The organism is Clostridium psychrophilum, assembly GCF_018861705.1.
GTDB lineage: Bacteria > Bacillota > Clostridia > Clostridiales > Clostridiaceae > Clostridium_AD > Clostridium_AD psychrophilum.
In genome coordinates this window covers 1-11,567 of record NZ_JAHLEC010000101.1, presented here as the reverse complement: position 1 = coordinate 11,567, position 11,567 = coordinate 1, and the positions used below count along the sequence as shown (strand labels likewise).

General features: G+C 29.2%; 9 protein-coding genes. 7 read left to right on the top strand and 2 right to left on the bottom strand.

Annotation, left to right across the window (positions count from 1 at the left end; genetic code table 11):
* Positions 1-292: 292 nt before the first annotated feature.
* The gene (locus tag KPL38_RS15485; protein ID WP_216290069.1) at positions 293-940 is read right to left on the bottom strand and encodes a RusA family crossover junction endodeoxyribonuclease; all 648 of its coding nucleotides are present in this window, start codon (positions 938-940) and stop codon (positions 293-295) included.
* Positions 941-1,312: 372 nt separating this feature from the next.
* On the opposite strand from KPL38_RS15485, the gene tsaD reads away from it, so the two are divergent.
* The 6 genes from tsaD (at position 1,313) to KPL38_RS15455 (ending at position 8,400) form a co-directional block, all read left to right on the top strand.
* Positions 1,313-2,335 (top strand): tRNA (adenosine(37)-N6)-threonylcarbamoyltransferase complex transferase subunit TsaD, encoded by a 1,023-nt coding sequence (tsaD, locus tag KPL38_RS15480; RefSeq protein ID WP_216290067.1) that lies wholly within the window; start codon positions 1,313-1,315, stop codon positions 2,333-2,335.
* A 289-nt stretch (positions 2,336-2,624) separates the two neighbouring features.
* Positions 2,625-4,652, top strand: a complete 2,028-nt coding sequence (gene hutU, locus KPL38_RS15475) for a urocanate hydratase (protein ID WP_216290066.1) — start codon at positions 2,625-2,627, stop codon at positions 4,650-4,652.
* Positions 4,653-5,058: 406 nt separating this feature from the next.
* On the top strand, positions 5,059-5,976 hold the full coding sequence (locus KPL38_RS15470; protein WP_216290064.1) for a TolB-like translocation protein: 918 nt from the start codon (positions 5,059-5,061) through the stop codon (positions 5,974-5,976).
* 88 nt (positions 5,977-6,064) lie between these two features.
* A complete protein-coding gene (locus tag KPL38_RS15465) occupies positions 6,065-6,442 on the top strand; it encodes a hypothetical protein (RefSeq protein WP_216290062.1) in 378 nt (125 codons plus the stop codon).
* A 22-nt stretch (positions 6,443-6,464) separates the two neighbouring features.
* Positions 6,465-6,716 carry a cysteine-rich small domain-containing protein gene (locus KPL38_RS15460; RefSeq protein WP_216290061.1) on the top strand — a complete coding sequence of 84 codons (252 nt, stop codon included), beginning with the start codon at positions 6,465-6,467 and terminating at the stop codon, positions 6,714-6,716.
* A 355-nt stretch (positions 6,717-7,071) separates the two neighbouring features.
* Positions 7,072-8,400 (top strand): hexokinase family protein, encoded by a 1,329-nt coding sequence (locus KPL38_RS15455; protein ID WP_216290060.1) that lies wholly within the window; start codon positions 7,072-7,074, stop codon positions 8,398-8,400.
* Between the two features lie 157 nt (positions 8,401-8,557).
* On the opposite strand, the gene KPL38_RS15450 is transcribed toward KPL38_RS15455, so the two are convergent.
* On the bottom strand, positions 8,558-10,474 hold the full coding sequence (locus KPL38_RS15450; RefSeq protein WP_216290058.1) for an ABC-F family ATP-binding cassette domain-containing protein: 1,917 nt from the start codon (positions 10,472-10,474) through the stop codon (positions 8,558-8,560).
* Positions 10,475-10,827: 353 nt separating this feature from the next.
* On the opposite strand from KPL38_RS15450, the gene KPL38_RS15445 reads away from it, so the two are divergent.
* Positions 10,828-11,478 carry a redox-sensing transcriptional repressor Rex gene (locus tag KPL38_RS15445; protein ID WP_216290056.1) on the top strand — a complete coding sequence of 217 codons (651 nt, stop codon included), beginning with the start codon at positions 10,828-10,830 and terminating at the stop codon, positions 11,476-11,478.
* The last annotated feature ends 89 nt before the right edge of the window (positions 11,479-11,567 follow it).

The following is an 11,567-nucleotide window of genomic DNA, read 5'->3' as shown; positions in this document are numbered from 1 at the left end:
AATTACTAAATTTACCATTGTTCGTGTTATGCAATGGTCTTTTTGTTATGCAATGAAATTAACAACTACTTTCGCAAATTTACACTTGACTTTAACTAGCTGGTCTATTATGTAAAAAAATTTTGTTCTAAAAGATGTTTTGTATAGTATTATAACACAGAATATGGGCATATTACGTGTTTTCAGTATTTTAGAATAACAAATGCAGAATATTCTAAAAACGCATAAAAAGTTGCAACTATGAAGTGAAAGCATAGTCCATGAATTTTATTATTCAGCAATTATATATGGTTTAAAATAGTTTTTTAAAACAACTTTTGCATATTGAAGTTTTACCTTTGTTTGCAGAGATATAGTCATCCTTTGACACAGGTTTTTTACAAATTTCACATATGAATTTTGATGTATTTTTAGTAATAGATTCAGACTTCGCTTTAGTTATTTTAGTGGCTTTAGTGCCAAAGGTGTTTTTTTTATTTGATGGTGGATCATAATTTATAGGTTGTTGTTTTTCTTTTTTTTCAACTATTGAATATTTCATTGCATATGTACTCTCACCAAAGAGCTCTAATTCAAATCTTGGATTCACTGAATCATAAAACTCTTCGATGATGAGTCTTGTAACTTGTGCATCATTTACTATAAGTCCACTTTTTTCGATACCATCAAATATACTTTTTGTTATATTATTTGTATCAGGATGTCTTTTTATGCTTTTATAATATACTTTCAAAACAGCAATAAGAGATTCTGTTAAAAAGGTACTTGAATTTTGTATCCTACATTGATAGGCGATTTCTTCTTCATATAATGCGTATCTATCATAGTATTTACCAGAGTTATAAGGCAAAATAGCTCTGCCATTTTTATTGAAAAGCTTAAAATTAGATTTCGAAATAGGTGAGCCTTTTATTATGACTTTTGCATAGGTGTTACTCATGTGTTCCTCCTAGAAGCTATATTAAGTGTCTAATAATTATTAAGTATCCTTAAAAAAACTGTAAATTGAATTTATGGTTAATAATTTTTAGATGTAATAATTAAACTTTCTATAACAGTACTTTATATATAATTATATCATAGAAGGACAGACCATTTTGTTACTACATTTAAAATAAGTGATTTCACTTTAAAACAAGTGTTCGAACTTTAGAACAAGTGATTGCGCTTATTTAATAATATAATAATTTGATATGCTAAAGTTAATAAAGTATAATTAATCTGTGTTATTAACAAATTTTTAAAATATAATATCAAGAAAATCTCTATTAAAGAGATAATTGTATAAACTTTATTAAAGGTGGTAAAAGTAATGGATAAGGATATAAAAATACTTGCAATTGAATCTAGTTGCGATGAGACAGCTGCAGCTGTAGTTGTAAATGGACGAGAAGTTTTATCAAATATAATAGCATCACAAATTGATATACATGAAAAATTTGGAGGAGTTGTTCCAGAAGTAGCATCTAGGAAACATATAGAAGCAATAAGTGCTGTAGTTCAGGAGGCATTAGATGAAGCTAGAGTTACACTCGATGACATAGATGCAATAGGAGTAACTTATGGACCAGGGCTTGTAGGGGCATTACTTGTAGGCGTCCAATATGCTAAGGGACTTGCATATGCAACAAAAAAACCATTAGTGGGGGTCAATCATATAGAAGGGCATATAAGTGCTAATGTCATTCAATATAAGGAACTTGAACCACCATTTATGTGTTTGGTAGTTTCAGGTGGACATACATTTATTGTATATATGAAAGACCACGGTGATTTTGAAGTTATGGCTCAAACTAGAGATGATGCGGCGGGAGAAGCTTTTGATAAGGTAGCTCGTGCAATAGGGCTCGGGTACCCTGGCGGACCTAAAATAGATAAAATATCAAAACAAGGTAATGCAGATGCTATAAAGTTTCCAAAAGCTAAATTTCATGATGTCACTTTAGATTTTTCATTTAGTGGAGTTAAATCTTCGGTTCTAAATTACTTGAATAAAATGAAAATGAAGAATGAAACTATTTGTGTACCAGATGTGGCTGCATCTTTTCAAAAAGCTGTAGTTAGTGTCTTGGTGGAAAATGCTTTAGAAGCATGCAGAATTAAAGGCGTAGATAAAATAGCAATAGCAGGGGGTGTAGCATCGAACTCTTGCCTTAGAAGTACAATGACAGAAGAAGGTCAAAAGCAAGATATAAAAGTTTTGTTCCCAGAAATGATATTGTGCACAGATAATGCAGCTATGATTGGAAGTGCGGCTTATTTTGAATTTATTAAAGGAAGAGTTTCTCCGCTAACGCTTAATGCAATACCAAACTTAAAACTTGGGGAAAGATAGCATGTTACATATTTTTAAAATAAACTAAATGTGGAGGTAACACATCAAATGTGGTTGTGTTACCTCCACATTTATATTTTAATCATGATGTAATAAATTGCAAGGGATTTATTTATATATACTCTAATTTATGCATAAAAAAATTCTGTTATAAAGAGCTTATATATATTAAAAATTGAAGGAATATAAGAATAAATGCAGAATAGATAAAATATAAATAGAATTAAAACAATAAAACTTTAGATATTTATAAAGCACTATAGTGTTAGTACATAGGGGGTGTAGATAGATGATTAGCAATTTTGACATTGAACAAGCTATGACTATTAAGTTAGATGGTGAATTACCAAGTATGCCTAAGTTTGTAACCGGAGTAAGAAGAGCGCCTAATAGAGGATTTACCCTATCGAAAGAGAAGGCAGCACTTGCACTTGAAAATGCACTCCGATATATTCCTGAAAAATATCATACAAAACTTGCACCAGAATTTATGAATGAATTAATTACAAAAGGAAGAATATACGGATATCGGTTTAAGCCAAAAGAGAAACTTTATGGAAAACCGATAAATGAATACAAAGGTAATTGCTTGGAGGGTAAGGCATTTCAAGTAATGATTGATAACAATTTAGATTCAGATATAGCATTATATCCTTATGAATTAGTTACCTATGGTGAAACGGGTCAAGTATGTCAAAATTGGATGCAGTATAGACTTATAAAAAAGTATTTAGAGAATCTAACTATAAATGAAACTCTTGTATTAGAGTCAGGACATCCACTTGGGCTTTTTAAGTCATCAGAGCACGCGCCAAGAGTAATTATAACGAATGGCCTTATGATAGGAATGTTTGATAATCCTAAGGAGTGGCATATAGTAACTCAACTTGGAGTTGCAAATTATGGCCAGATGACCGCAGGGGGATGGATGTATATAGGACCTCAGGGGATAGTACATGGGACTTTTAATACTTTACTAAATGCAGGAAGACTAAAACTTGGAATACCAAGTGATGGGGATTTAAAAGGTAAAACATTTATAACTTCTGGACTTGGTGGAATGAGTGGAGCTCAACCTAAAGCTATAGAGATTGCAAATGGGGTTGGAATAATAGCTGAAGTTGATTATTCAAGAATTAAAACAAGACTAGATCAAGGATGGGTAACTATAGTGTCTGATAATCTTGAAGAAATATTTAAAATTGTTGCAGAAAAAGTTAAAAATGAAGAAAAAATATCTATTGCTTATCATGGTAATATAGTAGATTTACTTCAATATGTAGTAGATAAAAATATAAAGATAGATTTGTTATCAGATCAAACATCTTGTCATGCACCATATGATGGAGGATATGCACCTCAAGGGCTCACTTTTGAGCAGCGAACGATTTTACTTGAAAAAGATAGAAAGAAGTTTAGACAGTTAGTTGATAAAACATTAGTTAAACATTTCGAGTTAATTAAGATAATGGTTGAGAGAGGAACATATTTTTTTGATTATGGTAATTCGTTTATGAAAGCTGTATATGATGCAGGAGCCATAGAAATATCTAAGAATGGAATTGATGAAAAAGATGGCTTTATATTTCCGTCATATGTAGAGGATATTATGGGGCCGATGCTTTTTGACTATGGGTATGGGCCATTTAGGTGGGTATGTTTAAGTGGAAATCATGATGATTTGGTAAAAACTGATAAGGCAGCTATGGAATGTATTGATCCCAATAGACGTGGTCAGGATAGAGACAATTATATATGGATAAGGGATGCAGAAAAGAATAAATTAGTAGTTGGAACGCAGGCAAGAATACTTTATCAGGATGCTAAGGGGAGAATAGACATTGCATTAAAGTTTAATGATATGGTGAGATTAGGTGAAGTAGGACCTATAATGCTGGGACGTGATCATCACGATGTAAGTGGGACAGATTCTCCATTTAGAGAAACATCTAATATAAAGGATGGTAGTAACATAATGGCAGACATGTCTGTTCAATGTTTTGCAGGAAATGCTGCTCGTGGAATGAGTTTAATTGCGCTTCATAATGGTGGTGGGGTAGGTATAGGTAAATCAATTAATGGTGGGTTTGGCCTTGTACTTGATGGTAGTAATAGAATAGATAATATTATAAAGTCTTCAATTGCTTGGGATGTTATGGGGGGAGTGGCGAGGCGAGCTTGGGCTAGAAACCCACACTCAATAGAAACAAGTATTGATTATAACAAGGAAAATGTTAATACTGATCATATTACATTACCATACTTAATAGATGATGAAATAATTTCTAAAGCGGTAAAAGAAGGTTTTAACGAATAAATAAGCATACAATAGATAAAAAAGAGCATTAGTTGAACTAAACTGATGCTTTTTATATATTAATGGCATAGATCAATTTGTAATAGCTAAACAAAATTAAAATTAACATAGAAAAGTAATGTAAATACTATATCTAAGAGCGTATAAATATTGATGGATAAAAATAATAAATTCCAGTTGATACCATAATATAAGTAGAGTATAATAGTCTAAGTTTCAATGATTTAAAATAATATTTATTCTTACGAATTAGATGAGGAGCAAAGTTATGACTATCCATCAGAAAACAAAAAAAATAATTTTTAAGTCACTCATTGTAGTAATATGTTTGTTCTTAAGCATATTTATATTGATGGCTTGTTTAAATAAAAATAATAAAACCAATAAAAATAAAATTGTAACTAATATGAAATTAACAAAAATAGCATTTGAGAAAGACAATAATATTTACATTTATGATGAAACAAATGGACAGATTAAATCTTTAGGTGATAATTCAAAATCAAAAGATCTATTAGAAATTTCTCCGGATAAAACAAAACTAGTTTTTAGAGATTTTAATCAAGGAAAAGCTGTATATCCTCCACATATAAATGTTTATAATGTTAGAACTAAAGGTATTACAGATATTACTGTAAATGGGAAAAGCGTTCAAGAAATTATAGATCTTAAATGGACAGATAATAAGAACATTTTGATTACAGGACATATTGATCCGTCATCATCTGGGTATGCAGTATATAATATAAAAAGCAAGGTGAGTTTAATATCTTGTGTAGGTACAATAAGGGATGTTACTATGGATGAAAAAAATATTCTTTATAGTGATACTCCTCATACATTTCCACTGCCAAAGGCAAATTTATATTTTAATGGCAATAAAATTTATGAGGCAACTGATATTAAGGAAGAAATATATGATGGAGCAATTTCTAAAGATGGTAAAATGATTGCATTTAGAAGTTGGATCAACGATACAAATAATGTGGACAGCAAGACAAGCGCTTATCTTAATGTAGCTAAAATTAATAGTGATAAAAAATCAGTTAGCAATTTTGAAAAGATAAAAATAAGTAGTGATACAACTGGTAAATTAAAATTTGATGATGAAAATAATATAGTTATTGTCGGGGATGAATCTATATATAAATTAAAATCAAAAAAGCTTATTAAGAGCAAAAATATGTTGACGAAAAAAGTAGAAATTTCTAATGAAAACCTGGTCAAATTCAAACAAGTTTTGGAAAAACAATTTCCAGAGGATTTTATTACAGAGGAAACGGTATTAGAAGACATGGATATATCTAATATGGTAGAATTTTGATACCTTTATAAAAGCTAATCAACAAATATTTTAAAATTTGGTATAATGTCCTTAATAGTTGCTTAAAAATTTAGAAAGAAGGGTTATTATGAAAAAGAAAAATTCTTATAAAACTCTAAAAAAGAAAAAGCACGTAAAGACGCTGCCAAGGTTAATAGGTAGTAAATTAGGAATGTTGTTAGGAATTATTGTGCCTATAGCAATGATTTTAGCTTATTCAATGAATCAGAACTTTTTCTCTATTACAAGAATATTATCAGTTTTTGTTTTAATCACAAGCATGGCTGCTTATTTGAAAGAGGAAATTATATATTCTCATCCTAAAGTAGTACATCGTGGCAATATGGTACTTAAGAAAAAATATTATTTTTCACTTAATAAAGGTACAGTTCAAGTTGTATTATCAATGTTAATAATTATAGTATTAACATATTTAGTACAAGCTGTATATAAATTAATTGGATAAATTTAACATGAGGGAGTTTTAAATGAGTAATAATTATAAGTTTTTTAGAAATAATGAATGTGAATATTTCCCATGCCATGTAGTTAAAAATGATGAAAAGTTTAATTGCTTATTTTGTTATTGCCCACTATATTTTCTTACGCAGTGTGGTGGGAATGGAAAGTTTGTCGATGGTGTTAAGGACTGCTCAGCATGCATCATTCCACATTGTGAAAATGGTTATGACTATATAGTAAATAAGATAAAAGAAGTAAATAAGACAAACAGAAAATAACTAATATATTAGAACTGGATGAAATACAATTATAATTGTTTTGCATCCAGTTTGTTTTTAACAGAAAAAGAATTAGTATATTATTTTATATGTTTAGAACTTTCAATTGGGACGGTTAATATATTTTATGTAGCCAAATTTAATATTTAAAATGTTGGGTAGAGCATTATGTAATGTTTATGATATCAAATTCTAGACATATATAGACTATAATTACGGAATAAAGTTGTTGATTTTGTCTTTATTCTGTATAATTATAATGAGAGTGTTAGATATATTAATATAACAGTAACTACATAGTTGATTGCGATGTATGCGATTAACTAAAATATAATTAATTTTGGAGGAATAATTTATGAATATTATGAAAGAAAAAGTGGACGTATTTTTAAAAAAGCATAAAATGCATTATGAAGATATAAATATAAATGAGGGTTCTAGCGATTTTATTGAAGATATGAAAAAAGGCCTAAATAATGAACCCAGTTCCCTAAAAATGTTATGCACTTATATTGGAGATGAAGGGGAAATACCGGTTGGAGAACCTGTTATTGTAATGGATGCAGGTGGTACAAATTTTAGAGTTGCTATTGTCAATTTTAATAGCAATAAAAAACCAATAATAGAAGAATATAAAATACATGATATGCCAGGCATAAATGGCGAAATTAGTAAGGAAGAATTTTATAAAACAGTTGTAAACTATTTGAAACCTGTAATACACAGAAGCAATAAAATAGGATTTTGTTTTTCATATCCAACTGAAATACTTCCCAATAAAGATGGCAGGCTTATTCAGTTTAATAAAGAGGTAAAAGTAAGAGATATGGTTGGTGAGGAAATCGGAAAAGATCTTTTAAAAGCGTTAAAAGATATGGGTTATAAAGAAGACAAGAAGATTGTATTACTTAACGATACTGTTGCAACACTTCTTGGAGGAAAGGCGGAGTACCAAGATAGAGACTTTGATAGTAACATAGGATTTATTCTAGGAACAGGAACAAATACCTGTTATCTAGAAAAAAACAAGAATATTAAAAAAGCTGAAACTTTGGCATATCAAGAAGGTTCAACAATAATTAATATTGAATCTGGCGGGTATGAAGGAGCCTGTAGGGGTGAAATTGATGAAATATTTGATAACACTACAGCAAATCCAGGTAGCCAAAAATTTGAAAAAATGATATCAGGAGCGTATCAGGGTGGTCTTATATTAGAAATAATAAGAAAAGCTACAACTGAAGGATTATTTTCAGCGGGATTTGCAAATAGAATAAAAAATATTAGTAATCTTACGTCTAAGGAAGCCAATGATTTTATTGAGTACCCATATTTGAGCAGTAATATTCTTGGAAAGTATAGTAATTCTACAAATGAAGGGCATAGAAAAGAAGATAAGCAGACATTATATTATATTATAGATGCAGTTATCGAGAGAGCTGCAAAATTAGTAGCGGTAAATTTAGCAGCAGTTATATTGAAAACTAAAACAGGAAAAAATCCCTGTTTACCAGTATGTATAACGGCTGATGGGTCTACATTTTATAAATCTAAATTTTTTAAAAGCAAACTCCAATACTATGTAAAGGAATGCCTTAATGAAAAAATGGGTATATATTGTGAGTTCGTTAAGGCTGAAGATGTAACACTTATTGGTACAGCAATTGCAGGGTTATTGAATTAAAACATTTATAATAGCTTCAAGTTAAAAATAAAATTCAAATATATAAAAGAGCACAGTTTATAGTTAAACTGTGCTCTTTTAGTTTTTTTGTTTATAATAAAATATTTAACAAATTTTGATGATAAAGCATTATAACATAAATTGATTTTTATTAAATTTATGCTAAAAAATTTTCCCACTTTGCATAAAGAGTTTCCAGCTCTGTTTTGGTGCTTAAAATGTGATTGTTTGTTTCAACACTTCGACTAGGACTTGAATAAACTTCTTCAAGACAAAGGTCATTATTCAATTTTCCTAATTCTTGTTCGAGAGATGAAATTTTGTCTTCAAGTGTTTTGAAATCTATTTTTTTTTGCTTTTCTAGATTGTTTTCATCACGTTTCTTTTTCTTATTATAATTAATTTGTGTTTTTGACATACCCTCGTGTTCCTCTTCTGCCTGAAAACGTAGAGGATTTTTCTTCTTTTCTATATAATAGGTATAATTACCTAGATATTCTTTGAGTCCATCTTTATTTAACTCAAGTATTTTATGAATTACTTTGTTTAAAAAATATCTATCATGAGATATTACAATAACTGTACCGTCATATGCTAGTATTGAATCTTCTAAGGCTTCACGAGACATAATATCTAAATGATTTGTTGGTTCATCTAGTAGTAAAAAGTTAGATTTAGATAACATGATTTTTAGAAGGTTAATTCTACACTTTTCTCCCCCACTTAATGTGGAGATAACCTTAAATACATCTTCACCTATGAATAAAAATGCAGCTAGTGCAGTACGAAGTTCTGTTGTAGTAAGTTTAGGAAATGCATCCCAGACTTCATCTATTACAGTTTTTTCTGGATTTAGATCAGATTGTTCTTGATCATAATATCCTACAAAAATACTTTTACCCAATATTTTTATACCAGTGTCACTTGGAATTTTATCCATTATTATTTTGAATAAAGTAGTTTTACCTCGACCATTTTCACCAATAAGCGCGATTTTCTCAGATCTCTTTACATCTAAATTTAAATTTTCAAACAATAGATTATCTCCAAACCGTTTTGATAGGTTTTCTATATGAAGAACATCATTTCCACTTTTGATTTCTGCTTCAAATTTAATTTTAGTTTCCTTAGGGTCTCTAGTAGGAGAATCAATTCTGTCCATTTTATCTAAAGATTTTTGTCTACTTTCTGCAGCTTTTACACTCTTTTCTCTATTAAAGGATTTGTACTTTGTTATAATATCTTCTTGTCTTTTGATTTCAGATTGTTGCAAATTATAAGCTTTTAATTGAATTTCATAATTCTTTTTCTTCAATTCAATGAAATTTGTATAATTGCCGTTATAAGAATCTATATGACCATTAATAAGTTCAAAAGTTTTATTTGTTATAGCATCTAAAAAGAATCTATCATGGGATATTATGAACATAGTTCCTTTATAAGATTTCAAATAATCTTCTAACCATTCTATGGCATCTAAGTCTAGGTGATTGGTAGGTTCATCGAGTAAAAGAACATCAGGGTTTTTAAGTAATAACTTGCATAGCGCAACCCGAGTCTTTAGACCCCCACTTAATATGTTTATAGGTTTATCATAATCTTCTTCCAAAAAGCCTAGTCCTTTGAGAATCCTATTAATTTTTGCTTTATATGTGTAACCACCCCTGTTATTATAAAGCTCAGAAGTTAATGTATACTCTTTTATTATTTTATTCTGATAATCTTCTTTTGAAGCATCGTATGGTTTGCTCATTTTTGTTTCTAAATCCTTAAGACTTTTTTCAAGGCTTAATAAATTATCGAATACAGAAAGTGTTTCTTTGTAAATAGTGTTATTTATATTTAGTGACAAATTTTGAGATAAGTAACCTACTCTTTTATTCTTATCTATAAATAGTTCACCATTATCATAATCTAATTGAGATGTGAGTATTTTAAAAAGTGTAGATTTTCCTGCTCCATTGGGACCAATAAAACCAATCCGTTCCCCATCATTTATACTCAAGGTTATTTTGTCTAAAATAACATCTATACCATAACTTTTGTGAATATCTTTGCAACTTAGAACTATCATTGTTTTCACCTTCCCTGACGTGTAACATTAAAATTATAAAAAAGTTTCAAAGTAAGATAATATAATTTTACTTAAAATATACTACCTTGTCGAACTATTAAAAAAATTGAACTTTAATAGGTTAAAAATATTAATTTAAGTCTGTTCTTATATTATTGTACTATTTATATTTATATTATTGTAGTAAAAAATGAATATATATATCATAATTTTTTTTTAGTAGTATAGAATAAACTAAAATGGTAAAAATTTCATAATAACTATTAAATTTGATATAAAAAGTAATTTTAATCTATAAAGTGTGTTAAAATAGATATTATAAAATTTATGTTATTCGTAGAGGAGTGTAAATTGTGGAAAGAAAAAAGAATATATCAATGGCAGTTATTAGAAGATTGCCTAAATACCATAGATATTTAAGGGATCTTTTAAGAACTGATGTAGATAGAATATCCTCAAAAGAGTTAGGTGAGAGAATTGGATTTACGGCATCCCAGATTAGACAGGACTTAAATTGTTTTGGTGATTTTGGGCAACAGGGATATGGTTATAATGTTAAAGAATTATTAAATGAAATTAATGGTATATTGGGATTAGCAAAAGAATATAAAATGATTATTATAGGTGCTGGTAATATTGGACAAGCGATTGCTAATTATACTAATTTTGAAAGGTTAGCATTTAACTTAGCTGGTATTTTTGATGTTAATCCAAAACTTATAGGATTAAAAATTAGAGATGTTGAAGTAATAGATATAGATGAGTTAGTGCGATTTCTTAAAGCTATTCCAATAAATATTGGTGTAATCTGCGTGTCATCAAACAATGCTCAAAAAGTTTGCAATATGATGGTAGAAAATGGAGTTAAAGGTATCTGGAATTTTGCACCTGTGGATTTAGATGTACCCGAAGATATAATTGTTGAGAACGTCCATTTAAGCGAAAGTCTTTTAACACTTAGTTGTTTAATGAATGAAAGTACAAATGGTGAATTGAAAAAGTAACTTCCACTTTGCAGAGTTAACTTCCACCGTAAAAAGAGTTGAAAAAGTTTTTCAATAAAAAAACGTTTATTTTTGCTATTCTTCTAACA

What these genes read in the sequence shown, in the direction of transcription:
- KPL38_RS15485 (WP_216290069.1), bottom strand. Translation starts at nt 940, where the DNA reads ATGAGTAACACCTATGCAAAAGTCATAATAAAAGGCTCACCTATTTCG.
- KPL38_RS15460 (WP_216290061.1), top strand. Translation starts at nt 6,465, where the DNA reads ATGAGTAATAATTATAAGTTTTTTAGAAATAATGAATGTGAATATTTC.
- tsaD (WP_216290067.1), top strand. Translation starts at nt 1,313, where the DNA reads ATGGATAAGGATATAAAAATACTTGCAATTGAATCTAGTTGCGATGAG.
- KPL38_RS15450 (WP_216290058.1), bottom strand. Translation starts at nt 10,474, where the DNA reads ATGATAGTTCTAAGTTGCAAAGATATTCACAAAAGTTATGGTATAGAT.
- KPL38_RS15455 (WP_216290060.1), top strand. Translation starts at nt 7,072, where the DNA reads ATGAATATTATGAAAGAAAAAGTGGACGTATTTTTAAAAAAGCATAAA.
- KPL38_RS15470 (WP_216290064.1), top strand. Translation starts at nt 5,059, where the DNA reads ATGAAATTAACAAAAATAGCATTTGAGAAAGACAATAATATTTACATT.
- KPL38_RS15465 (WP_216290062.1), top strand. Translation starts at nt 6,065, where the DNA reads ATGAAAAAGAAAAATTCTTATAAAACTCTAAAAAAGAAAAAGCACGTA.
- hutU (WP_216290066.1), top strand. Translation starts at nt 2,625, where the DNA reads ATGATTAGCAATTTTGACATTGAACAAGCTATGACTATTAAGTTAGAT.